This window comes from Streptomyces sp. NPDC028298, assembly GCF_055565895.1.
The window spans coordinates 188,873-213,608 of the sequence record NZ_JBVHTL010000002.1; the positions used below are offsets into that span (position 1 = coordinate 188,873).

Here is a 24,736-nt window from a genome sequence, read left to right on the forward strand (position 1 = left end):
TTGTCGAGCAGCAACCCGCTGCGTGACCCCGCAGACCGACGGCTCCCGCGTATCGCGGGGCCGTCGGGCCTGGTCATCTTCGGCGTCACGGGCGATTTGTCACGTAAAAAGCTGATGCCCGCGGTGTACGACCTCGCCAACCGGGGTCTCCTTCCGCCGGGCTTCTCGCTCGTCGGGTTCGCCCGCCGCGAGTGGGCCCACGAGGACTTCGCCCAGGAGGTCCACGACGCGGTCAAGGAGCACGCCCGCACGCCCTTCCGCGAGGAGGTCTGGCAGCAGCTCGTCCAGGGCATGCGCTTCGTCCAGGGCACCTTCGACGACGACGACGCCTTCGACCGGCTGCGCTCCACCATCGAGGAGCTGGACAAGGCCCAGGGCACGGGCGGCAACTTCGCCTTCTACCTGTCCGTGCCGCCGTCCGCGTTCCCGGTGGTCATCCAGCAGCTCAAGAAGCACAAGCTGGCGGACCAGTCGGGCGGCTCCTGGCGCCGCGCGGTCATCGAGAAGCCCTTCGGCCACGACCTCAAGTCGGCCGAGGAGCTCAACGCGATCGTGCACGAGGTCTTCGCCCCGGACCAGGTCTTCCGCATCGACCACTACCTGGGCAAGGAGACCGTCCAGAACATCCTGGCGCTGCGCTTCGCCAACACGATGTTCGAGCCGATCTGGAACCGGTCGTTCGTCGACCACGTCCAGATCACGATGGCCGAGGACATCGGCATCGGCGGCCGCGCCGGCTACTACGACGGCATCGGCGCCGCCCGTGACGTCATCCAGAACCACCTGCTCCAGCTCATGGCGCTGACCGCGATGGAGGAGCCCTCCTCCTTCGACGCGGACGCGCTCGCGGCGGAGAAGACCAAGGTGCTCGGCGCGACCAGGCTGCCGAAGGACCTGGGCAAGAGCACGGTCCGCGGCCAGTACGCGGCGGGGTGGCAGGGCGGCGAGAAGGTCGTCGGCTACCTCCAGGAGGACGGTATCGACCCCAAGTCGAAGACCGACACCTTCGCCGCGATCAAGGTGGAGGTGGACAACCGCCGCTGGGCGGGCGTCCCGTTCTACCTGCGCACCGGCAAGCGGCTCGGCCGCCGCGTCACCGAGATCGCGGTCGTCTTCCAGCGCGCCCCGCACTCCCCCTTCGACCACACGGCGACGGAGGAGCTGGGCCAGAACGCGATCGTGTTCCGCGTCCAGCCCGACGAGGGCGTCACAGTCCGCTTCGGTTCCAAGGTGCCCGGCACCTCCATGGAGATCCGGGACGTCTCGATGGACTTCGCCTACGGCGAGTCCTTCACGGAGTCGAGCCCGGAGGCGTACGAGCGTCTGATCCTCGACGTGCTGCTCGGTGACTCGAACCTCTTCCCGCGCACCGAGGAGGTCGAGCTGTCCTGGAAGATCCTCGACCCGATCGAGCAGTACTGGGACAAGCACGGCAAGCCCGCGCAGTACCCCTCGGGCACCTGGGGACCCGTCGAGGCCGACGAGATGCTCGAACGAGACGGACGGAGCTGGCGTCGCCCATGAAGACCGATCTCACGGACACCACGGCCAGCAAGGTCAACAAGGCCCTCGTCCAGGGCCGCCGCGCCATCGGCACGCCCGCCGTCGGCATGGTGCTCACCCTCGTCATCGTCACCGACGAGGAGAACGCCTACGACGCCCTGAAGGCCGCGAACGAGGCCTCGCGCGAGCACCCCTCGCGCACCCTCGTGGTCATCAAGCGCGTCTCCCGCTCCCCCCGCGACCGCACGACGTCGCGGCTCGACGCCGAGGTGCGGCTCGGGGCGGAGGCGGGCACCGGCGAGACGGTGGTGCTGCGCCTGTACGGCGAGGTCATCAACCACGCCCAGTCGGTCGTCCTGCCGCTGCTGCTGCCCGACGCGCCCGTCGTCGTCTGGTGGCCGGTGAACGCGCCGCTCGACCCGGCGAAGGACCCGCTCGGCGCCCTCGCGCAGCGCCGGGTGACCGACACCTACGCCGCCGAGGCCCCGGTACGGGAGCTCAACGCCCGCGCCGAGGCCTACACCCCGGGCGACACGGACCTGTCGTGGACCCGCATCACGCCCTGGCGCTCGATGCTGGCCGCGGCCCTGGACCAGGTCGCCTGCGACGTGGACGCGGTCGAGGTGGAGGGCGAGGAGTTCAACCCGAGCTGCGAGCTGCTCGCGATGTGGCTCGCGGACCGCCTCGAGGTCCCCGTCAAGCGGTCGCTGTCCTCGGGCCCCGGCCTCACCGCGGTCCGGCTGGACACGAGCTGCGGCCCGATCGTCCTGGACCGCGCGGACGGCACCCTCGCCACGCTGTCCATCCAGGGTCAGCCCGACCGCGCCGTGGCGCTCAAGCGCCGGGACACGGCCGAGCTGATGGCGGAGGAGCTGCGCCGCCTCGACCCGGACGACACCTACGCCTCGGCGCTGCGCTTCGGCGTGGACCGGCTGAACGCCCCGGCGGACACCGCCGGGTCCGGGTCCTCGGGCGGTACCGCGACCGCCACGAAGGCGGCCCCGGTCGCCAAGGACTCCCCCGCCGGGGTGGCCGAGACGCTCGCCAAGAAGGCGGCGGACAAGGCGGCCGCCGAGTGAACACTCCGCAGCTCGTCGTCCACCGCGACAAGGAACTGATGGCCCAGGCCGCGGCGGCACGGCTGATCACGAAGATCGTGGACGCGCAGGCCTCGCGCGGCTCCGCCTCGATCGTGCTCACCGGCGGGCGCAACGGCAACGGGCTCCTCGCGGCGCTCGCGTCCGCGCCCGCCCGGGACGCCGTCGACTGGGCGCGTCTGGACCTGTGGTGGGGCGACGAGCGGTACCTCCCCGAGGGCGACCCCGACCGCAACGACACGCAGGCCCGCGCGGCCCTGCTCGACGCGGTGCCGCTGGACCCGGCGCGGGTGCACACGATGCCCGCGTCCGACGGGCCCTACGGCGCCGACGTCGAGGCGGCGGCGGAGTCGTACGCGGCGGAGCTCGCGAAGGCCGCCGGGCCGGAGAACCACGGCCCGGTCCCCGCCTTCGACGTGCTCATGCTGGGGGTCGGCCCCGACACCCACGTGGCCTCGCTCTTCCCGGAGCTGCCCGCGGTGCGGGAGACGGAGCGGACGGTGGTCGGCGTGCACGGCGCGCCCAAGCCGCCGCCGACCCGGATCTCGCTGACCCTGCCCGCGATCCGCTCCGCCCGCGAGGTGTGGCTGCTCGCGGCGGGCGAGGACAAGGCCGAGGCGGCCGCCATCGCCCTGTCCGGCGCGGGCGAGATCCAGGCCCCCGCCGCCGGCGCGTACGGCCGCTCCCGCACCCTGTGGCTCCTGGACGCCCCGGCGGCGTCCCAGCTGCCACGCTCGCTGTACCCACCGGCGTCCGCCTGACGACGGACGGCCCGAACGGCTGAACGGGGGCGACAGGGTCCATGGACCTTGCCGCCCCCGTTTCGTACACGGTCCCGCCCGCCGACCGAGCCCTCACGAACTCGGCCCGGCCCGGCCGGAGGACGCGTCCCTCAGCGGGCCGAGCTGATGCGGTCCCGGCCGCCCTCCAGCCGACCCTGCCGGCGCAGTTCCGTGATGTCGGCCGCCAGGCAGTCGCGGATGTCCTTGCCCGTACGGCGCCAGCCGAAGAACTCGCAGGCCTGCTTGATCAGTTCGTCCTCCGTCATCCCGGGACACTCGGCGGCCAGCTCGCACAGCGCCACGTACCGCTCGGCGGGGGCGATGTGCAGGATCTTGCGGACCGTGTCGCCGTCCTCCGGACAACGGGCGCCGACGACGTCGTGGCCCTGCCGGTCGAAGAACGCCCCGTCCACGGCGACGAGCCCCGAGGAGACGAGCGTGCGCGCCACCGCCCGTACGTTGTCCCGGATGCGGCTGCCCGCCCTGGCGACGCCCCAGGCCTCGCGGGCCCGCTGCACCAGCAGGTCCTCGTGGATGGGCCCCTCGATCTCGATGACCTGTGCCAGCAGCCTGCGCAGCGCCGGACGGGCCTCCGTCGTGTGCAGCTCGTGGCCCGGCCGCACCACGACCGCCGCGGTCCGGTACGGGGTGCTCCACTCGCGTTCGGCGCCACCGATCGGCACCCGTTCGTACGCCGGCTCCGCGCGTTCCGGCGTCCGCGGCCGGGGCGGCGCGGCCGCCCGTGCCCCCGTGCCGTCGGCCGCCTCACGCGCGTGCGGTACGTCGGTCCGTTCCCCGGCGGACGGCCCTTCCCCGGAGGACGAGGACGGTGCGGCCGGCACCGGGAGGGACGACGGGGCGAGTGGCCCCTGGGCGATCGCCTGCTCGACCGCCTCCCGCAACCGCAGTTCAGCGGCCGCGCGACCCCGGTACCAGTCGGTGCCCCAGATGCGGTGGAGCCGCCAGCCGAGCCCGTTCAGGACCTGCTCACGCAGCCGGTCCCGGTCCCGGGCCGCCTTGGACGAGTGGTACATGGCGCCGTCGCACTCGATGCCGAGCGCGTAGGCACCCGGCAGTTCGGGGTGGCGCAGGCCGAGGTCGATGCGGTAGCCCGCGACGCCGACCTGCGGCTGGACCTGGTGGCCCCAGTCGCGCAGGACGGCCAGAACGGACTCCTCGAACGGGCTCTCCGGCTCGGCGTCGGCCTGGACGAGGTCACGGGCGAGGACGGACGGCCCGTTCTCGGCGTACTCGAGATAGCGCTTCAGGTACTGCACGCTCTCGTTGGGGCTGTCGGACAGGCTGGTGCCGCGGAAGGACGAGACGACCTCCATACGGTGACGGGCCCGGGTCACCGCCACGTTCAGGCGGCGCCAGCCACCGCCCTTGTTGATCGGGCCGAAGTTCAGCCCCAGCTTGCCGTGTTCGTCGGGGCCGTAGCCCACGGACATGATCATCACGTCGCGCTCGTCGCCCTGGACGGACTCCAGGTTCTTGATGAAGAAGCCGTCGAGACGGTCCTCGGTGAAGCAGTGGTCGAGGTCGGGCCGGGCCGATCTCGCCTGTTGCACGGCCTGGTCGATCGCCGACGCCTGCGCCTGGGAGAGCGCGACGACGCCGAGGGTTCTGCCGGGGCGGGTGTCGAAGTGGTGGAGGACGCGCCGGGCGACGAAGTCCGCTTCGAGGCGGTTGTCGCGCCGCCCGCCCCTGTCGTACACGCCGTCGGCCTGGAGAAAGGCGACACCGACGTCGTTGCCCTCGTCCAGCGCACCCGGGAACGTCACCATCGAGTTGCCGTAGAACTCGCGGTTGCTGAAGGTGATCAGGTTCTCGTGACGGCTGCGGTAGTGCCAGGTCAGCGGCAGCTCGCGCATGGCGCCGGCCTTGCAGGCATGCAGCAGCGACTCGAAGGAGTCCGGCACGTCCTGCGCGTACTCGTCCGAGTCGTCGTCGACCGAGGAGTCGAAGAACGAGGTCGGCGGCAACTGCTTGTCGTCACCGGCCACGATCAACGTGCGTCCCCGGTAGACACAGTTGACCGCGTCGCTCGGGCGGACCTGGGAGGCCTCGTCGAAGACCACCACGTCGAAGTGGAAGTCCGGCGGCAGGAACTGGCTGACCGTCAGGGGACTCATCATGAAGCACGGCTTGATCGACTGAACGACGTCGCGGGTCCTGCCGAGCAGTTCCCGAACCGGCATGTGGCGGGTCTTCTTCTCCGCCTCCCTGACGATGACGGCGCCCGCTCCCCCGGCGAAACGGCGCGGGCGCCGCTTGTTGCAGGCCTCGATGACGGCGCCGCCCGCGGCGGCGATCAGCCGGCGGTCGGCTTCCTGGAAGTCGGTCACCCGCGCGTCGAGGTCCTCGGAGCGGGACCTGCGCAGGCGTATGTCCGTGGCGAGGACACCGTCGGCCCAGGCCCGCAGCAGCGCCTGTTCGACGACATCGGCCAGCCGGCCGGGTTCGACGCCCCGCTCGGCCGCGCTCGTCACGAGGTCGTCCGCGCCGTGCCGGGCGAGTACGGCGACGCCGTCGACGTAGGCGTGCCAGATCTCCGGGCCCTGTTCGTCGTCTTGGAGGACCGCGATCGACCGGTGGGCCTGGTCGAAGAGACCCAGCAGGCCGGGCGAGAGCTGGGTGCGGCGCGCGGTGTCGAACAGATCGAGCAGGGCCTCGACGGAACGGGTCCACCGGTCGGTCCGAGCGCTCACCGTGGCGCACCAGGTGGCGAGCGAGTGCCGGATGTTCTCGGCGAGCAGCTCCGGCAGCCGGTCCGTGTCGGCGTCGCAGGCGAGCCGTCCGGCGAGCAGTTCGCGGCGGTCGGCGTCCTGGCTCAGCACGGCGATGCGGTCGGCCGTGGCCAGCGCCAGGTCGAGGTCCGCCATGGCCTCCCGGGTGCGCGGGACGTACCGGCCGAGCAGCGCGGCGTGAACGTCGACGAGCCGGTTTCGCTCGGCGGCGGCCTCCTGCCACGCGAGCGCCTGCTCCAGCCGGCCCGGCAGCGACTTGTCCCAGGCGCCGCCGCGGGTGAGGGCGGTCACGGCCGCGCGGTCGGCCTTGTACTGGCCCGAGAAGCGCCCCATCAGACCACCGTGCCGAGCGGCGAACCGGGCGACCAGCTCCGGCAGTTCGGTGCAGGAGAGCACCTGTTCGCCGAAGGCGTCCGCGGCCTCGCCGCGGGCCGAGGCCTCGGCGTCGTGGGCACGGCGCAGCTCCGCGGTCGCCGCGTGCGCGCGGCGCAGGACGTCGGCGTCGAACCATCCACGCGGCGGCCGGTGGCCGCCGCTCGTCAGGTCGGCGAGCTCGCACAGCGCGAACGCGGTCTCGGCGCGGTCCGCCTTCGGCAGGCCGAACAGGTCCGCGAGCTGGGCCACTTGCGCCGACACGTCGTCGGGCAGGCCTCCGTCCGCCTGGGCCGCCCCCGCCGGCGAGGTCTCCTGGTCCGGGAGCCCGTCCCTCAGTGAGCGCACGGTCTGCCGGACCTCGCGCACCGACCGGGGTTCGTCCTGCGTCGCCGCGAAGGGGCGCCGGGCCGTGGCGGTCATCAGGGCGTCGAGGGCTTCCGCGGCCTCGGAGACCACCTGGTGCGGTGAGGTGCCGGTCAGTCCGCGCCAGGCGAAGGACTCCCCTTCGGCCGCCGGGCGCCAGGCACGGCCGATCGTCCGGGAGGCGGCGGCCAGTTCCTGCAGCGCGCCCGCGGTCAGGCCCCGCACGACCTTGCCGTTCTCCGCGGCCAGCGGCAGTTTCGGGGTGCCGGCCTGCTCCAGCAAGACCAAGCGCCCGAGCACGTCGTGCAGCGTGCGTTGCAGGGGAGCACGGGTCTCGTTCATGGCGGCGGCGTACGCGGACAGTTCCTCGCGCAGCCCTCGGGCCCGCTCCAGTTCGTGCTCGGCGGCACCGGTGACGCGGACCTCGGTGGTGAGCACCCGCGCGAGTTCGGTGGCCACCGCCTTCTTGCTCGTGTCACCGCTGTGCAGCGCCATCACGAAGTCTCCGAGGCCCACGCCGCGCAGCCGGTTGCGTACGACGTCGAGCGCCGCGGCCTTCTCGCTGACGAACAGCACGCTGCGCCCGGCGTGCATGAGCGCGGCGATCATGTTGGTGATGGTCTGGCTCTTGCCGGTGCCGGGCGGGCCGCTCATCACGAACGACCGCTGGTCGAGGGCGGCGGCGATGCACTGCCGCTGCGAGGCGTCGGCGTCGAGGACCAGCGGGGTCCGCTCGGGGAGCTGGACCTCGTCGATGCGGTCCAGGTCCGCCGGTTCGAACCCGATGAGGTCGTCGGGCAGACCGGCGTCGGGGCCGAGGGCGACGGCCCGTACGAGCGGATGGCCGAGGACCTGTTCCTCGTTCTGCTGGAGGTCCTGGTACATGGCCTCCCGGTGCGAGGCGAACAGTCCGAGCACCACCCGCTCGTCCACCGACCAGCCCTTCTGGCCGGCCGCCGCCGACCGGGCGGCCGAGATCACGGCGGGCAGGTCCGTCACGTCCGCGGCGGTGACCCGGCTCCAGTCCACACCGAGCCGCTCCAGCTTCACGGCGAGCGCGGGATTGTGGATGCGGTCCTGGTCGTCGGCCAGGTGGAGGCGGGTGCGCCGGTTGCCGTCCCTGCGCAGTTCGACCGGCACGAGGAGCAGCGGAGCCGCGCTGCCCTGGTCGGCGCCGGCCTCTCTCCAGTCGAGCATGCCGACACCGAGCCACAGCACCCACAGACCGTAGTCGTTGTACATCTGGCCGGACTTCTGCCGCAGTTGGTACAGCGAGCTGTCCAGGGAGGCCTGAGTGGCCTTCTGTGTGACCAGCCCGGTCCTCGGCCGCCGGTCCGCGGCGACGGCTCCCGCGCCGCCGGTGGACCCGCCCTTCGCCAGATCGAGTTTCACCGGTTCCGCGTCCGCCGGCTCGACGACGGGGGCGAAGTCCCAGCCCTTGGCGAGGTCGGAGAGCAGAACACCGGCGGACGGCGTGGTGATCTCCAGCGTCGCCGTTCTGGTGTGCCGGAAGTTCAGCAGCCGGTTGCGCCCGCCCATGTCCAGCAGGGAGTTGCGCCAGCCGTCCAGAACGGCCTTCAGCCGGTCGAGGCCGGGATCGCTGACCGTGGCGGACACGGTTCGGGACTGATCGGGCATACGGTGAGTACCTCCTGGGCGCCATGCGCAGGGGTGGCCACCCTCTCAGGCCCCCCTGGAACTCCCTCCCTATCAGCTCGGTTGTTCCGGCACACCGAAGATCACCGACAAGATATGCGCTTGTTGTGAAGAAATCGAACACAAGTCGTGAGGGTGAACGTGGTGGCACCCGCTTCGACTTGACAGGCTCGGGCTTCACCCTCCGGTATACGGGCCCCGGGGGATGCCGTGGGGATACGGGGCGTACGGGTTCGCCGGCGGGAACGGCGTCCCCTGCGGCGGAAGCAGGGGCCGGGGGAGCGGCAGGGTCGCTGGGTGGGCGCGGAGTCTGATTCCGTGGTGGCGGCGGAGTCGGTTCATCTCCAGGGCCGCGATGGCGGAGACCGTCACCGGGGCGCCCAGGATGAAGACGACGCCCATCGTGAGGCTGAGGCCGTGCAGGTCGCCGGTGACCAGGTCGGGAATGGCCATGAGCCAGGTCGTCACGGCGGCCAGCAGCGGTGGCAGACAGCGGTGCACGGCCGCCGAACCGAAGTAGTTCCCGGACAACTGCACCGCCCCGTAGGCGACGACGCCGATCAGCCAGAGCGCCACGAAACCCAGCGGAACCAGCGCGACGCCTCCGACAGCGGTCGCGAGCTGCATGAGGAGTACGGCGGTCACGGCCATGCCGATGAACAGCAGCAGCAGTTTGAGCGAGCCGAGGAGCGGGCGCCGCAACTGCCGGACGGTGCCGGTGCGCCGCCATACGAGGAGCATCGCGCCCACGGTCAGCGGCGTGATGAACAGCAGGACCACGGCCGCTGTCAGGACGTTTCCCAGGATCTCCGTGGTGTCGAACTTGTGCTGCACGAAGGTATAGACACCGAACGCCGCGACCGCTCCGGCGACGACCCGCACGCGCTTGAGGCGCTCCACCGACGGATCGACGGGCTCGGGAATCCACGCCGGATGGAACAGCGCCCTCGCCATCCGTCTCGGTTTGAGGAAGGTCCGGACCGTCAGTCTTTCCCTCGTCCACCGCTCACGTGATCCGGCCACTTCCGCTCCCCCGAACGATCGCCATCGTGATCACCAGGGATGCTACGGGAAGCGGGCGGACTCCCGCCGCCCGCTTCCCCTCAATCAGGCTCAACGACCCCGCAGGGTGCGGTACTTCGCGACCAGGGCCTTGGTCGACTCGTCCAGTCCGGGGACGTCGGCGCCCTCGGTCAGGGCGGGTTCGACGCGCTTGGCGAGCACCTTGCCGAGCTCGACGCCCCACTGGTCGAAGGAGTCGATGTTCCAGACCGCGCCCTGGACGAACACCTTGTGCTCGTAGAGGGCGATCAACTGGCCCAGGACGGACGGGGTCAGCTCCTTCGCCAGGATCGTGGTGGTCGGGTGGTTGCCCTCGAACGTCTTGTGCGGCACCAGCTCTTCCGGCACGCCCTCGGCGCGGACCTCGTCCGGGGTCTTGCCGAACGCCAGCGCCTGCGTCTGCGCGAAGAAGTTCGCCATCAGCAGGTCGTGCTGGGCGACCAGACCCGGCAGCAGGTCGGCCACGGGCTCGGCGAAGCCGATGAAGTCGGCGGGGATCAGCTTGGTGCCCTGGTGGATCAACTGGTAATAGGCGTGCTGGCCGTTGGTGCCGGGCGTGCCCCACACCACCGGTCCGGTCTGCCACTCCACCGGGTTGCCGTCACGGTCCACGGACTTGCCGTTGGACTCCATGTCGAGCTGCTGGAGATAGGCCGTGAACCTCGACAGGTAGTGCGAGTACGGCAGCACGGCGTGCGACTGGGCGTCGTGGAAGTTGCCGTACCAGATACCCAGCAGACCCATCAGCAGCGGGACGTTGGCCTCCGGCGGAGCCGTACGGAAGTGCTCGTCGACCAGGTGGAACCCGTCCAGCATCCCGCGGAAGCGGTCCGGGCCGATCGCGATCATCAGCGACAGGCCGATGGCCGAGTCGAACGAGTAGCGGCCGCCGACCCAGTCCCAGAACTCGAACATGTTCGCCGTGTCGATGCCGAAGTCCGACACCTTCTCCGCGTTCGTCGACAGCGCCACGAAGTGCTTGGCGACCGCTTCCTGACCCGCCTTCAGACCGGTCAGGAGCCAGTCACGCGCGGAGGTGGCGTTGGTGATCGTCTCGATCGTGGTGAACGTCTTGGAGGCGATGATGAACAGCGTCTCGGCCGGGTCCAGGTCCCGCACGGCCTCGTGCAGGTCGGCGCCGTCCACGTTCGACACGAACCGCACCGTCAGCGAGCGGTCGGTGAACGGGCGCAGCACCTCGTAGGCCATCGCGGGGCCGAGGTCGGAGCCGCCGATACCGACGTTCACGACGTTCTTGATGCGCTTGCCGGTGTGCCCGGTCCACTCGCCCGAGCGGACCCGGCCGGCGAAGTCCGCCATCTTGTCCAGGACCGCGTGCACGGCCGGCACGACGTTCTCCCCGTCGACCTCGACCACCGCGTCCCGCGGCGCCCGCAGCGCGGTGTGCAGCACCGCCCGGTCCTCGGTCGTGTTGATCCGATCGCCCCGGAACATCGCGTCCCGCAGCCCGGACACGTCCGTGGCGGCGGCCAGCTCGCGCAGCAGCCGGAGCGTCTCGTCCGTGACGAGGTGCTTGGAGTAGTCGACGTGCAGATCGCCGACCTGGAGCGAATAGCCGGAGCCGCGTCCGGCGTCGGCCGCGAACAGGTCGCGCAGATGGGTGCCGGCGAGCTCCTCGCGGTGCTTGGCCAGAGCGGTCCACTCGGGTGTCTGGTTGAGCCTGGTACGGCTTTCTGCGTTCATCTCGGACTTCCGCCTTCTTTCCTGCCTGTGCTGCTGCGTACCTTGCCCCGCTGCCGGTCCCAACCTAATTGATCAGGGCTGGACACGAGCTGTCGTAGTGCGTCCACCGGCTCAACAACAGATACGTCCGGCCGGCCCCCAGGTGTCAGCGAGGTGACACGGAAAGGGAGCCGCCGGGCTCGCCTCGCAGAGCGGGGCAGGGGCGGGGCAGGGCGCACCACGTGGCTCGGCGGCCGGGTCCGTACGGGAGCACGGCCATCCGCGGCCGGCACGAATTCCGGCCCGCACTGCTGCATCGGCGTGACCCGCCGACCGCTCCCCCGCTTCAGCGGGCCTCCGCACGGCAGGGCGTGGCACGGCTCAGCTCGGCCCGGGCATGCGAACGAGGGACAGGGAAGCCCCGCCAGGGAGGTCCGCCCGCACCGCGGGCATCCGGACATGGCCGACACGGCAGGCGCCGGCCACGGCAGACACGACAGACAGACACACACACGATGACCCGGCGACAGGCCGGATCCGGTGTCGGCGTCGTCGTGAAACCGTTCCGGCCAGACACCCATGGGATGCCCGGCCGGTTCTCAACTCCTAGATCTCGCCCCGCAGTTTGGCGAGCGCCTCGGCGAGGATCGCCTCGCCGTCCGCGTCGCTGCGCCGCTCCCGCACGTACGCGAGGTGCGTCTTGTAGGGCTCGGTGCGCGGCGGGTCCGGCGGGTTGTCCCGGTCCTGTCCGGCGGGGAAGCCGCAGCGCGGGCAGTCCCAGGTGTCGGGAACCTGCGCGTCGCTGGCGAAGCTGGGCTGCGTCTCGTGCCCGTTGGAGCACCAGAAGGAGATGCGCAGCCGCGGCGCGGACTCGCCGCGCTCGGCCTCGCCCATCGGCCCCGCCCCGACCCGGCTTCCTCGGATCGCGTTGCCACTTGCCACGGTGTAACTCCCTGCGTGATGGTGCCGCGAAGCGAGTCGGCGTGTCGCTTCGTTGCGAGCGCCTCAGTCTACGTAAGGCCCAACGCGCGTCCAGTGATTGGAGTTACATCCCCACCCCTAGACGCAAGCCCCATGATAGGCGGCGCCTGGAGGCGCGTACCGGACATGGGGCCTTACGTGCGGAATGTGCTTGCGAGATGTGCAGTTGTGCTGTCGTACCGATGTCGATCGGCGATCAGTTGTTGATCTTCATCAGGACACCCAGCACGACGATGCACACGAACCAGAGCAGGCCGAGCACCACGGTGATGCGGTCGAGGTTGCGCTCGGCGACCGAGGAGCCACCGACGGACGACTGCATGCCGCCACCGAACATGTCGGAAAGGCCGCCGCCCTTCCCCTTGTGCATCAGCACGAGCAGCATCAGCAGCAGGCTGAAGACGATCAGGGCGATCGAGAACCCCAAAACCACGGCTGGACCAACTTCCTCGGAACTGGATGGACTGCGGGGGCCCGGTGCGAGTGCACCAGACCCCCGCAAGGGTACGACGAATCGCCGCTACCGCATACTTACTGGTCGCGGAACCGGACGATCTTGACGAACTCGTCGGCGTCCAGCGACGCGCCGCCGACCAGAGCGCCGTCGATGTCGGGCTTCGCCATGATCTCGGCGACGTTGCCGGACTTCACGGAGCCTCCGTACTGGATGCGGACCTTGTCGGCCAGCTCCTGGGAGTACAGCTCGGCGAGCTTGGCGCGGATGGCGGCGCAGACCTCCTGCGCGTCGTCGGCGCCGCAGACCTTGCCGGTGCCGATGGCCCACACGGGCTCGTACGCGATCACGACGGACTCGGCCTGCTCGGCGGGGAGGTCCTTCAGACCGCCTTCGACCTGGGCGAGGGTGTGGGAGACGTGGTTGCCCGCCTCGCGGACGTCCAGCTCCTCGCCCACGCACAGGATCGGGGTCAGGCCGTGCTTGTAGGCGGCCTTGACCTTGGCGTTCACGATCTCGTCGGTCTCGTTGTGGTACTGGCGGCGCTCGGAGTGACCGACGGCCACGTACGTGCACTTCAGCTTGGCCAGCATCGAGCCGGAGATCTCGCCGGTGTAGGCGCCGGAGTCCTGCGCGGACAGGTCCTGGGCCCCGTACTTGATCTTGAGCTTGTCGCCGTCGACCAGGGTCTGCACGGAGCGCAGGTCGGTGAAGGGCGGCAGGACGGCGACCTCGCAGGCCTCGTAGTCCTTGTCGGCCAGGGCGAAGGCGAGTTTCTGGACGTGCGCGATGGCCTCGAGGTGGTTGAGGTTCATCTTCCAGTTGCCCGCCATCAGCGGCGTGCGCGTGCTCATCTAGGTCAGTCCTCCAGTGCGGCGAGGCCGGGGAGCGTCTTGCCCTCGAGGTATTCGAGGGAGGCGCCGCCACCGGTCGAGATGTGGCCGAATGCGTTCTCGTCGAAACCGAGGGTGCGCACCGCGGCGGCGGAGTCTCCGCCGCCGACGACGGTGAAGCCCTTGGAGTCGACGAGGGCCTGGGCGACCGCCTTGGTGCCCTCGGCGTAGTCGGGGTGCTCGAAGACGCCCATGGGACCGTTCCAGAACACGGTCTCGGCGTCGGCGAGCTTGGCTGCGTAGAGGGCACCGGTCTTCGGGCCGATGTCCAGGCCGAGCTGGCCCTCGGGCATCTTGTCCGCGTCGACGGCGGTGTGCTCGGTGGGCGCCTTGGCCTTGAGGTCCGGGAACCCGGGGGCGACGACGACGTCGACCGGGAGCACCAGCTCGACGCCCAGCTTGTCGGCGCGCTCCATGTACTCGGTGACGGCCGGGATCTGGTCCTCCTGCAGCAGGGAGGAGCCGACCTCGTAGCCCTTGGCCTTGAGGAAGGTGAAGGCCATGCCGCCGCCGATCAGGATGCGGTCGGCCTTGCCGAGGAGCTGGTCGATCACGGCGAGCTTGTCGGAGACCTTGGAGCCGCCGAGCGCGACGACGTAGGGCCGTGCGACGTCCTCGGTGAGCTTCTTCAGGACGCCGACCTCGGTGGCGATGAGGTAGCCGGCGTAGTGCGGCAGCCGGGCCGGAAGGTCGTACACGGAGGCGTGCTTGCGGTGCACGGCGCCGAAGCCGTCACCCACGTAGACGTCGGCCAGGGCGGCGAGCCGGTCGGCGAACTCGCCGCGCTCGGCGTCGTCCTTGGACGTCTCGCCCGCGTTGAAGCGGAGGTTCTCGATGACCGCCACCTGGCCGGGCTCCAGGCCGTCGACCGCTTCGTGGGCGGCGGGGCCGACGGTGTCCTGCGCGAACGCGACGGGCGCGCCGAGCAGTTCACCGAGTCGCTCGGCGGGCTGGAGGAGGGAGAACGCCGGGTCCGGGGCGCCCTTGGGGCGGCCCAGGTGCGAGGCGACGATGACCTTGGCGCCCGCGTCGGCCAGTGCCTTGACGGTGGGCAGGACGGCGCGGATGCGGCCGTCGTCGGTGATGAGGCCGTTCGCCAGCGGCACGTTGAGGTCGGCGCGGACGAATACCCGCTTGCCGGCCACGCCTTCGGCGAGCAGCTCGTCGATCGTCTTCATGAAAGGGACTCCTGGGGAAGGCTCTTCAGATCCGCGAGAGGTGACCGATCCGGGCGGTCGGTCACTACGTGGCGCAGGGCCCGGACAGCGCGGCGTCGCGCTGCCCGAGCCCTGGCTCACATCGAGGTGCCTGCTCTGGAAACTAGAGCTGGTCGCCGACGAAGACCGTGAGGTCGACGAGGCGGTTGGAGTAGCCCCACTCGTTGTCGTACCAGCCGAGGATCTTCACCGTGTTGCCCTCCTGGACCATGGTCAGGGAGGAGTCGAAGGTGCAGGAGGCCGGGTCGCTGACGATGTCCGAGGAGACGATCGGGTCCTCGGTGTACGCCAGGAAGCCCTTGAGCGCGCCGTCCTCGGAGGCCTTCTTGAACGCGGCGTTGACCTCGTCCTTGGTGACCTCGCGCTGGAGCGTCACGACCAGGTCGGTGGCCGAGCCGGTCGGGACCGGGACGCGCATGGCGATGCCGTCCAGCTTGCCCTTGAGCTGCGGGAGGACCAGGGCGGTGGCCTTCGCGGCACCGGTCGTGGTCGGGATGATGTTCTCGGCGGCGGCGCGGGCGCGGCGCAGGTCCGAGTGCGGGAAGTCCAGGATGCGCTGGTCGTTCGTGTACGCGTGAACCGTCGTCATCAGGCCCTTGACGATGCCGAAGTTCTCGTCGAGAACCTTGGCCATCGGCGCCACACAGTTGGTGGTGCAGGAGGCGTTGGAGATGATGTTGTGGTTCGCCGGGTCGTACTGGTCCTGGTTGACACCCATCACGATGGTGATGTCCTCGTCCTTGGCCGGAGCCGAGATGAGGACCTTCTTGGCGCCGCCGGCGATGTGCTTCTCGGCGTCGGCCTTCTTCGTGAAGATGCCGGTCGACTCGATGACGATGTCGACGCCCAGCTCGCCCCACGGGATGTCGGCGGGGTTGCGCTCGGACAGGACCTTGATGGTGTGTCCGTCGACGGTGATCGTGTCGGCGGTGTGCGACACCTCGGCCTTGAGGCGGCCCAGAATGGTGTCGTACTTCAGAAGGTGGGCGGTGGTCGCGGTGTCACCCAGGTCGTTGACAGCCACGATCTCGATGTCAGCACCCTGCTCCAGCAGCGCGCGGAAGTAGTTACGACCGATGCGGCCAAAGCCGTTGATGCCTACGCGGATCGTCACGAACCGATCTCCTCGTTAGGTACGCCGACTCAAGTGTCGGCGAGTTGTATGGGATGTCCCCGACCGCCTCCGACCCTACCTCCCCCAAGGCCCCGGAGTGACATCGAGCACGGCCATACACGGCAGGGCGATCCGTACCCGCCAGTAGGGGTACGGATCGCCCGTGTCGATCATGCGATTGTCACGGACCGTCAGTCCTCAAGTGCCGAGAGTGCCTTTCCGATGAGGGCCGCGCGGTCGGCCGCGGTGGCGACGTGCTCCAGGCCGAAGCCCAGCAGCACGGTGTCGTCCGTGGTGACCGCTCCATATGTCTTGAAGAGTTCGCCGGTGCGGGCCCAGTCCCGCAGAACGGCGGGGCTGCCCGCGGGCGGACCGGCGACGGTCCAGGGGCCGAGGGAGGTCTCGAAGCCCTCGGTCCCGGTGCTGGTGCCGCCGACCGTGAGGGCGGTGTTGTCGACGAGGACACCGTGGCCGCCCGTGCTCGGGTCGGTGATGTAGCCGATCGACACCTCGATCGACCTGCCGGCGTACGCGCTCAGGTCGAAGGCGACCGGCTGCCAGCCGCTGGACGCGCCGGTGAGGCTGTTCCACCGGCCGCTGGAGCCGGTGGCGGTGCAGCCGGCCGCGCTCACGGTCAGGTAGTGCTTGATCCAGGGGTGTTCCCGGGCGAGGAAGCCGGCCTCGCACTCGGCCGGGACCGCGGCCGAACTGGCGCCGCCCGCCTCGGGGAGGGTGGTCCAGTCGTCGGCCCCGGTCGTGTGGACCTCGACGACCGCGTGGTCGTAGCCGGGCTCGGTGTCCCACAGCATCTGGGAGCGCAGCGTCGGCCGGTCTGCGGCGGTGACGCCGGTGAGGTCGATGGTGCGGGTCAGCCGCTTGTAGGCGTCGTCGGTGTGCACCGCGGCGGCCATGTAGGACCCCTCGTAGGGCCCGTACGGGTTGACGGTCCCGCTGAACTGTCCCGCTCCCGCGCTGGAGGCGAACTGCGGGTAGCGCGCCGCGGAGAGCGAGTCCGAGGTGACGCCGTAGGTGCCGGCCGCGTTCAGCGGGTTGCCGGGCGCGTCTCCGAGGGTCCCGCCGGCTCCGCCGAGCCCGCCGGAGCCGGTGAAGCCCTTGGCGCCGGGGGTGGACGTACGGGAGTAGGCGCCGAGGTAGTACTGGCTGAAGTCGTTCGAGAGGGTGCCGCCGCCGAGGTCGACGCTGCCGCCGGCCAGTTCGCCCGCCTCGACCAGCTTGCCGCCCTCGTTGAGGTAGGCGCGGAGCTGGAGCTGGGTGGCGTTGCCGGGCCGCGGGGCGCCGGTGTAGTGGACGACCGTGCCGAAGTGGCCGAGCACGGCGAGCGCGTCGGGCGCGCCCTGGGTGGCGACGTCCCAGACGAGGGCCTTCTTCCCGTCGGCCTTCAGCGCGTCGACGTAGGTCTGCGCCTGTGTGGCGGCCGCGCCCTCCTCGGCGACCACGAGCACGTCGGCGCGCGGCCGCTGGGCCACGGTGTACGTGAAGTGGGTGCTGGAGGTGGGCTTCCCGCTCCGGGTCTCGCCGGTGAACCAGACCTCGACCGTGTCGCCGGGCTCCGCGTCCTCGACCTTGGCGCGGTACTCGTCGAAGTAGAGGTTGTCCGTGCCGCCGTAGGTCTCGCCGCCCCGCCAGGGCCTGAGCGAGGTGGCGTGCGTACGGCCGCCGTCGACGCGGTACTTGAGCTTCTTGTCGCGTACGGACTTGCGGACGACGACCGAGACCTTCTGGTCCGCGCCGCGGGCGTACGACGTCGTGAAGGCGGAGGGGGTGAAGTCGGGCGCGTCGAGGCCGACCGAGGAGGAGGGCCGGTCGGGGTGGGCCGCGGTCTCGGCGACGGAGAGCGCGAACGGCACGTTCTTCTCGAATTCCTGCTCGATCAGCTTCTCGTCGTCCGGGAAGGTGAAGACCGAGGCGCAGTCCGCGGCGTTCCAGCCGTCGTTCGGGTCGAGGTCCGAGGCGGTCTCACACGTCGACATCTCGGGGGTGAACATCGCCATGCCGTTGACGTTGCCCGCGTGGCCGTCCGCCTCGCCGTTGGTGGTGTAGAGCTCCGAGGAGACCTGCGGGTGGTAGCCCGGGATCGCGGACTTCTCGGGAGTTCCGGCGAGCGCCTTGTAGAGCACGTCGTCGGGGGTCGGCGTCGCCACCTGCCAGCCGACCCCGTAGAGCAGCAGTTCGGCGGCGGAGTGGTAGTTGATCCCGTACGTGAAGCCGACGCGCTTCTCGAAGGCGTCGAGCGCCTTGGTCTCGGGCTCGGACCCGGGAGTCGCGCCCCGGTAGGTCTCGCTGGTGGGGTTGGGGGACGAGCCCTCGTCGTCGTAGCCCCACTTGTAGGCGAAGTTGCGGTTCAGGTCGACGCCGTCACCGGTGGAGATGACGCCGTCGCCGTTCACGTCCCGCAGGTTCTTGCGCCACTGGCGGGTGTCGGCGTCCTTGAAGGTGTAGTCGTAGCCGTCGGGGTTGGCCGACAGGACGAACCACAGCTCGGTGGAGTCGACGATCTTCTTGACGCGCTTGTCCGTGGAGTAGTTGTCCAGGTAGTAGTGCATCAGCCGCCGGGTCATCTCGGGCGTGATCCACTCGCGCGCGTGCTGGTTGGACATGTACAGCACCGACGGCTTGGAGCCGTCCTTGGTCTTCCTGGCGCCCTTGGTCAGCTTCAGCGCGAGGATGTCCTGGCCGTTCAGGGTCTTGCCGATGGAGACGACCTTCGTCAGGCCGGGGTTCGCCCGGCCGGCCTCGACGATCTCCTCCTGGAGGTTGCCCTTCCCGCTGTACGGGCGGAACACCCCCTGAGCGGCGTCCGCGACGCGGTTCTCCGCCTTGGCGGAGAGGGTCTGTTCGGTGAGGTCGACGCCCTGCTTCTCCAGCTTCCGGGCCTGCTGGTCGGTGACGTAGACCTCGACGGTGCTCTTGCCGTTCTTCCAGGTCGTGTCGCCGAGTTCGTGACTGTCCTGGCCGGCCGCGAGCAGCAGGGGTACCTGCTGTTTCGTGACCTCCGCGCGGAACACCTTCACGGCGTTCGCGTCGGGCTTGGGTGAACTGCCGTCCTGCGCGCGGGCGACCGGCGCCACGGCCGCACCGCCCAGCAGGAGCGCGCCGGTAGCGAGGATCGCGCTCGCTCTTCGTCTCATGAGTCCCCCTTGCACGGGTCCGCCACAGCAGCGAACGGATGCCAGGCTCATGACACTTCAAGGTCAAGTCAAGGGTGCCTCGCGGGCCGACACGAGCCGGTGCCGACCTCCCAAGTGGGCGTCGGCACCGGCATATTGAGCTTCTGTCAGATCATCCGGCAGGCAGATCACGTCCTGCGCGCACGTCCGGACCTCGCACACGTCTCTCACGTCGCCCCGCGATCCGGGTCAGCCGGCGAGGTTGTCCGCCATCTCCTCGGACAGGCTCGACTCCGTCCCGGGGATCCCGAGGTCCTGCGCCCGCTTGTCGGCCATCGCCAGCAGCCGGCGGATACGGCCCGCGACCGCGTCCTTCGTCAGCGGCGGGTCGGCGAGCGCGCCCAGCTCCTCCAGGGAGGCCTGCTTGTGCTCCATGCGCAGCCGTCCGGCGGCGGCCAGGTGCTCCGGCACCTCGTCCGCGAGGATCTCCAGGGCGCGCTGGACACGGGCTCCGGCGGCGACGGCGGCGCGCGCCGAGCGGCGCAGGTTGGCGTCGTCGAAGTTGGCGAGCCGGTTCGCCGTGGCGCGGACCTCGCGGCGCATCCGCCGCTCCTCCCAGGCCAGCACCGACTCGTGGGCGCCGAGACGGGTCAGCAGCGCGCCGATCGCGTCGCCGTCGCGGACGACGACCCGGTCCACGCCGCGCACCTCGCGGGCCTTCGCCGCGATCGAGAGCCGGCGGGCGGCACCGACCAGCGCGAGCGCGGCCTCCGGTCCCGGGCACGTCACCTCGAGGGACGAGGAGCGGCCGGGCTCGGTGAGCGAGCCGTGCGCCAGGAAGGCCCCGCGCCAGGCGGCCTCGGCGTCGCAGGTCGCCCCCGAGACCACCTGCGGCGGCAGTCCGCGGATCGGGCGTCCCCGCCCGTCCACGAGACCCGTCTGGCGGGCGAGCTGGTCACCGCCCGCGACCACGCGCACCACGTAGCGCGAGCCGCGGCGCAGTCCGCCGGGCGCCATCACGATCAGTTCGGAACTGTGGCCGAAGATCTCCAGAATGTCCCGCTTCAGGCGGCGCGCCGCCATCGCGGTGTCCAGCTCCGCCTCGATCACGATCCGGCCGCTCACCAGGTGGAGGCCGCCGGCGAACCGCAGGATGGCCGAGACCTCCGCCTTCCTGCAGCAGGTCCGGGTGACGGGGAGCCGGGAGATCTCGTCCTTCACCGCTGCCGTCATCGCCATGGGCCGATCCTTCCATGCATCCGAAAAATACGGTCGTACGCGGCGGCCAACAGCTCCGGATCGTGCCGCGGAGATCCATCGGGCCTGGCCACCGGCGCCAGCTCGACCGCGGCACCGAACCGCTTGGCGGCGTCGGCGAGAGACTCGCGGTCGGGCACGGCAGCCTCGTCGGCCAGCACCACGTCCAGGGCGAGTTTAGGGGCGTGTCGTCCCAAAACCTCCAAATGACGCTGCGGGGAGAAGCCTTCGGTTTCTCCGGGCTGCGGTGCGAGGTTCAGGGAGAGTACCCGGCGCGCCCGGGTCTGGCTCAGGGCGTCCAGCAGTTCGGGCACCAGAAGATGCGGAATGACCGACGAGAACCAGGAGCCGGGGCCGAGAACCACCCAGTCCGCGTCGAGGACCGCGGCCACGGCCTCGGGGACGGCCGGCGGATCGTGCGGTACGACGAGCACGGACTGGACCTCACCGGGGGTGAGCGCCACGTTCGCCTGGCCCCGGACGGTGCCGACCTCCTCCGGCCGGTCGGGGTCGTGGCCCTTGACCAGGGCCTGGAGCTCCAGGGGCACGGCGGACATGGGCAGCACCCGGCCGTGCGCGCCGAGCAGCTTGCCGACCAGGTCGAGCGCCTGCACGTGGTCGCCGAGCTGCTCCCACAGGGCGACGATCAGCAGATTGCCGACCGCGTGTTCGTGCAGGTCGCCCTTGGACTGGAAGCGGTGCTGGATGACGCGGGCCCAGGTCTGGCCCCAGTCGTCGTCGCCGCACAGCGCCGCCAGCGCCTTGCGCAGGTCACCGGGCGGCAGGACGCCCAGCTCGTCGCGCAGGCGCCCGCTGGAGCCGCCGTCGTCGGCCACGGTGACGACGGCCGTGAGGTCGCCGGTGATCCGGCGCAGCGCGGCGAGCGAGGCGGACAGCCCCATGCCGCCGCCGAGGGCGACGACCTTGGGCTGTGCGCCGCGGCGGCGCGGCTTGGCTCCGCGCGCCGCGGCCGGCCGGCCGGCCCGGTCCCCGGGGGTCTCCCGGCGCAGCCGGCTCAGCCGCAGGGCAGTACGTCCGGTCACTCGCGCCCCATGTCCCGGTGGACGAGCACGGTCTCCACGCCCTGGGAGGCGAGGCGGGCGGCGAGCTTCTCGGCGGTGGCCACCGAGCGGTGCTTGCCGCCGGTGCAGCCGACGGCGATGGTCACGTAGCGCTTGCCCTCGCGCCGGTATCCGGCGGCGATGAGCTGGAGCAGCTCGGCGTAGCGGTCGAGGAACTCCTTGGCGCCGGGCTGGTTGAAGACGTAGGCCGAGACCTCTTCGTTCAGGCCGGTGAAGGGGCGCAGCTCGGGGACCCAGTGCGGGTTCGGCAGGAAGCGCATGTCCACGACCAGGTCGGCGTCGACCGGGAGGCCGTACTTGAAGCCGAAGGACATGACGGTGGCCCGCAGCTCGGGCTCCTCCTCGCCCGCGAACTGGGCGTCCATCTTGGCGCGCAGCTCGTGCACGTTCAGGCTGGAGGTGTCGATGACCAGGTCGGCGTCACCGCGCAGCTCGCGCAGCAGCTCGCGCTCGGCGTCGATCCCGTCCACGATGCGGCCGTCGCCCTGGAGGGGGTGCGGCCTGCGCACCGACTCGAAGCGGCGCACCAGGGCCTCGTCGGAGGACTCCAGGAACACGATCCGCCGCGTGACGTTGCGCGACTCCAGGTCGGCGAGGGACTCGCGGAGGTTGTCGAAGAACCGCCGGCCGCGTACGTCGACGACGACGGCGATCCGTGCCACGTTGCCCTGGGAGCGGGCGCCGAGCTCCACCATGGTGGGGATCAGGGCGGGCGGCAGGTTGTCGACGACGAACCAGCCGAGGTCCTCCAGACACTTGGCGGCCGTGGACCGGCCGGCTCCGGACATGCCGGAGATGATCACCAGCTCGGGGATGACGGCGTCGGCGGTTCCCGCCCCGGCTGTCTCGATGCCCGTACCCACCTGTTCTCCGACTTCCTGCGGGGCTTCGCGCTCCGCCTGTTCTTCACTCGTCTCGCTGTGTGCTTCCCGGCCCTGCGCCGGACGTTCCTCTTCGCGCGCGTTCTCGGTCATGTCTCCTGCCCCCGTCGCTCGTCCGAGGCGCCCGCGGTCACGGGCTCCTCCGCGGGGCCCGCCGTCGTCTCGGGCGCCGCGTGTTCGTCGTCTTCCATGATCTCTCCAGTGGCCGTGTTCACGGCGGGTGCCGCGGGAGCCGCCTGGGCGAGGGCCACGGCGATGGTCTCCGCCGTCTTGCGCCCCACGCCGGGGACCTCGCAGATCTGGTCGATCGTCGCGGACCGGAGCTTCTTCACGGAGCCGAAATGTTTGATCAGTGCCTGCTTGCGGGACTCGCCCAGGCCCGGCACGTCGTCCAGGGGGCCCGACCTGAAGCGTTTGGCCCGCTTGGCGCGCTGGTAGGTGATCGCGAAGCGGTGGGCCTCGTCCCGGACCCGCTGGAGCAGATACAGGCCCTCACTGCTGCGCGGCAGGACCACGGGGTCGTCCTCGCCGGGCAGCCACACCTCCTCCAGGCGCTTGGCGAGCCCGCAGACGGCGATGTCGTCGATGCCCAGCTCGTCCAGGGCCCGCTGGGCGGCGGCGACCTGCGGACGGCCGCCGTCGACGACGACGAGCTGCGGCGGGTAGGCGAAACGCTTGGGCCGGCCGTCGTCCTCCGCGAGGGTGCTCCCGGAGAGCGGGATCCCGTCGGCCAGGATCTCCGCCGCTCCCGGCACGCCGTCCTCGCCGTCCGTCCACTCCCCGGTCTTCTCCTTCTCGACGAGATAGCGCCGGAAGCGGCGGGTGATCACCTCGTGCATGGAGCGGACGTCGTCCTGGCCGGCGAAGCCCTTGATCTGGAAGCGCCGGTACTCGCCCTTGCGCTGGAGCCCGTCCTCGAAGACGACCATCGAGGCCACCACGTCGTCGCCCTGGAGGTGCGAGATGTCGTAGCACTCGATCCGCAGCGGCGCGCTGTCCAGGCCGAGCGCCTCGGCGATCTCCTCCAGGGCGCGCGAGCGCGTGGTCAGGTCGGAGGCACGCCGGGTCTTGTGCAGGGCGAGCGCCTGGAGGGCGTTGCGCTGCACGGTCTCCATCAGGGCCTTCTTGTCACCGCGCTGCGGTATGCGGAGGGACACGTTCGAGCCACGGCGGGCGGTGAGCCATTCCTGGACCGGTTCCACCGGTTCGGGCAGCGCCGGGACGAGCACCTCCTTGGGGACGGAGTCGCCCGTCTCCTCTCCGTAGAGCTGCTGGAGCGCGTGTTCGACGAGGTCGGCCGTGGTGACCGCCTCCACCTTGTCCGTGACCCAGCCGCGCTGGCCGCGCACGCGTCCGCCGCGCACGTGGAAGATCTGCACCGCGGCTTCCAGCTCGTCCTCGGCGAGGGCGATGAGGTCGGCGTCGGTGGCGTCCGCGAGGACGACCGCGCTCTTCTCCATGGCCTTGCGCAGCGCCTCGATGTCGTCGCGCAGCCGGGCCGCGCGCTCGTACTCCATCTCCTCGGCGGCTTCCGTCATCTGCTGTTCCAGCCGGCGGATGTACGTCCCCGTACGGCCCGCCATGAAGTCGCAGAACTCCTCGGCCAGGTCGCGGTGCTCCTCGGGCGAGACCCGGCCGACACAGGGGGCGGAGCACTTGCCGATGTAGCCGAGGAGGCAGGGCCGGCCGGTGCGGGAGGCGTTCTTGAACACTCCGGCGGAGCAGGTGCGGACCGGGAAGACGCGCAGCAGCAGGTCTACGGTGTCGCGGATGGCCCACGCGTGCCCGTACGGACCGAAGTAGCGGACGCCCTTCTTCTTGGCCCCGCGCATCACCTGTACGCGCGGGAACTCCTCGTTCATCGTCACCGCGAGGTGGGGGTAACTCTTGTCGTCGCGGTACTTCACGTTGAACCGGGGGTCGTACTCCTTGATCCAGGAGTACTCGAGCTGAAGGGCCTCGACCTCCGTGGACACGACCGTCCACTCCACCGACGCGGCCGTGGTGACCATCGTGCGGGTGCGCGGGTGGAGATTCGCCAGGTCCTGGAAGTAGCTCGCCAGGCGCTGACGCAGGCTTTTCGCCTTTCCGACGTAGATCACCCGGCGGTGCTCGTCGCGGAATTTGTACACCCCTGGGGAGTCCGGGATCTGTCCCGGCTTGGGGCGGTAGCTGGAGGGGTCGGCCATGTCACACACCCTACTGGCGCGGGCCGACACCGCGGTCGGCTCCCGGTACGCCTGTGGAAAACCTCGCGGTGCCGACCGCCGCGCCGGGGCGCGTGCGGGTCCGGGGACGCGCCGTTTCCGGCCACCCCCGTGACCTGGTGCCGGGCCTCCGAGTGGGGGCCAGGAGGGACGGAGCGCGTCCGGGGGGCTGCGGTGAGCCATGTTGAGCATCAGGTGTTGTCGGGGCTTGGTCAACACGCTTCAATGCGGGGGAACTCGGGGCGTGAACG

16 protein-coding genes are annotated in these 24,736 nt (G+C 70.7%); 3 read left to right on the forward strand and 13 right to left on the reverse strand.

The window, feature by feature from the left end:
• The 3 genes from zwf to pgl are packed head-to-tail and all read left to right on the forward strand — an operon-like array spanning position 1 to position 3,361.
• Positions 1-1,524 (forward strand): glucose-6-phosphate dehydrogenase, encoded by a 1,524-nt coding sequence (gene zwf / locus ACZ4TO_RS09440; protein ID WP_369481412.1) that lies wholly within the window; start codon positions 1-3, stop codon positions 1,522-1,524.
• Positions 1,521-2,582 carry a glucose-6-phosphate dehydrogenase assembly protein OpcA gene (gene opcA, locus ACZ4TO_RS09445; protein ID WP_382795888.1) on the forward strand — a complete coding sequence of 354 codons (1,062 nt, stop codon included), beginning with the start codon at positions 1,521-1,523 and terminating at the stop codon, positions 2,580-2,582. Before zwf ends, opcA begins: the two co-directional genes overlap by 4 nt.
• Positions 2,579-3,361, forward strand: a complete 783-nt coding sequence (pgl, locus tag ACZ4TO_RS09450) for a 6-phosphogluconolactonase (protein WP_382795885.1) — start codon at positions 2,579-2,581, stop codon at positions 3,359-3,361. Before opcA ends, pgl begins: the two co-directional genes overlap by 4 nt.
• A gap of 131 nt (positions 3,362-3,492) precedes the next feature.
• Here the strand turns inward: pgl and ACZ4TO_RS09455 are convergent, their stop codons facing one another.
• The 13 genes from ACZ4TO_RS09455 to uvrC all read right to left on the reverse strand — a co-directional run bounded on the left by ACZ4TO_RS09455 (position 3,493) and on the right by uvrC (position 24,467).
• The gene (locus tag ACZ4TO_RS09455) at positions 3,493-8,508 is read right to left on the reverse strand and encodes a DUF3320 domain-containing protein (RefSeq protein ID WP_468023890.1); all 5,016 of its coding nucleotides are present in this window, start codon (positions 8,506-8,508) and stop codon (positions 3,493-3,495) included.
• Between the two features lie 195 nt (positions 8,509-8,703).
• The gene (locus tag ACZ4TO_RS09460) at positions 8,704-9,480 is read right to left on the reverse strand and encodes a hypothetical protein (protein ID WP_468023891.1); all 777 of its coding nucleotides are present in this window, start codon (positions 9,478-9,480) and stop codon (positions 8,704-8,706) included.
• 159 nt (positions 9,481-9,639) lie between these two features.
• A complete protein-coding gene (gene pgi / locus ACZ4TO_RS09465) occupies positions 9,640-11,292 on the reverse strand; it encodes a glucose-6-phosphate isomerase (protein ID WP_468023892.1) in 1,653 nt (550 codons plus the stop codon).
• Between the two features lie 585 nt (positions 11,293-11,877).
• Positions 11,878-12,165, reverse strand: coding sequence for an RNA polymerase-binding protein RbpA (locus ACZ4TO_RS09470; protein ID WP_004002138.1), 288 nt, complete (start codon positions 12,163-12,165; stop codon positions 11,878-11,880).
• Positions 12,166-12,448: 283 nt separating this feature from the next.
• On the reverse strand, positions 12,449-12,679 hold the full coding sequence (secG, locus tag ACZ4TO_RS09475; RefSeq protein WP_451076055.1) for a preprotein translocase subunit SecG: 231 nt from the start codon (positions 12,677-12,679) through the stop codon (positions 12,449-12,451).
• Between the two features lie 104 nt (positions 12,680-12,783).
• A complete protein-coding gene (gene tpiA / locus ACZ4TO_RS09480) occupies positions 12,784-13,560 on the reverse strand; it encodes a triose-phosphate isomerase (RefSeq protein ID WP_361691161.1) in 777 nt (258 codons plus the stop codon).
• 5 nt (positions 13,561-13,565) lie between these two features.
• Complete coding sequence (locus ACZ4TO_RS09485) at positions 13,566-14,777, reverse strand: phosphoglycerate kinase (RefSeq protein ID WP_382795872.1); 1,212 nt, start codon at positions 14,775-14,777, stop codon at positions 13,566-13,568.
• A 142-nt stretch (positions 14,778-14,919) separates the two neighbouring features.
• The gene (gene gap / locus ACZ4TO_RS09490; RefSeq protein WP_382795869.1) at positions 14,920-15,930 is read right to left on the reverse strand and encodes a type I glyceraldehyde-3-phosphate dehydrogenase; all 1,011 of its coding nucleotides are present in this window, start codon (positions 15,928-15,930) and stop codon (positions 14,920-14,922) included.
• Between the two features lie 191 nt (positions 15,931-16,121).
• Complete coding sequence (locus ACZ4TO_RS09495; protein WP_468023893.1) at positions 16,122-19,079, reverse strand: M14 family metallopeptidase; 2,958 nt, start codon at positions 19,077-19,079, stop codon at positions 16,122-16,124.
• Between the two features lie 228 nt (positions 19,080-19,307).
• The gene (gene whiA / locus ACZ4TO_RS09500) at positions 19,308-20,297 is read right to left on the reverse strand and encodes a DNA-binding protein WhiA (RefSeq protein ID WP_037624822.1); all 990 of its coding nucleotides are present in this window, start codon (positions 20,295-20,297) and stop codon (positions 19,308-19,310) included.
• Positions 20,288-21,358: a gluconeogenesis factor YvcK family protein gene (locus tag ACZ4TO_RS09505; RefSeq protein WP_468023894.1), complete on the reverse strand. Its 1,071-nt coding sequence runs from the start codon at positions 21,356-21,358 to the stop codon at positions 20,288-20,290. Before ACZ4TO_RS09505 ends, whiA begins: the two co-directional genes overlap by 10 nt.
• Positions 21,355-22,371 carry an RNase adapter RapZ gene (gene rapZ, locus ACZ4TO_RS09510; RefSeq protein ID WP_382795861.1) on the reverse strand — a complete coding sequence of 339 codons (1,017 nt, stop codon included), beginning with the start codon at positions 22,369-22,371 and terminating at the stop codon, positions 21,355-21,357. Before rapZ ends, ACZ4TO_RS09505 begins: the two co-directional genes overlap by 4 nt.
• On the reverse strand, positions 22,368-24,467 hold the full coding sequence (gene uvrC / locus ACZ4TO_RS09515) for an excinuclease ABC subunit UvrC (protein ID WP_468023895.1): 2,100 nt from the start codon (positions 24,465-24,467) through the stop codon (positions 22,368-22,370). Before uvrC ends, rapZ begins: the two co-directional genes overlap by 4 nt.
• Positions 24,468-24,736 lie beyond the last annotated feature (269 nt).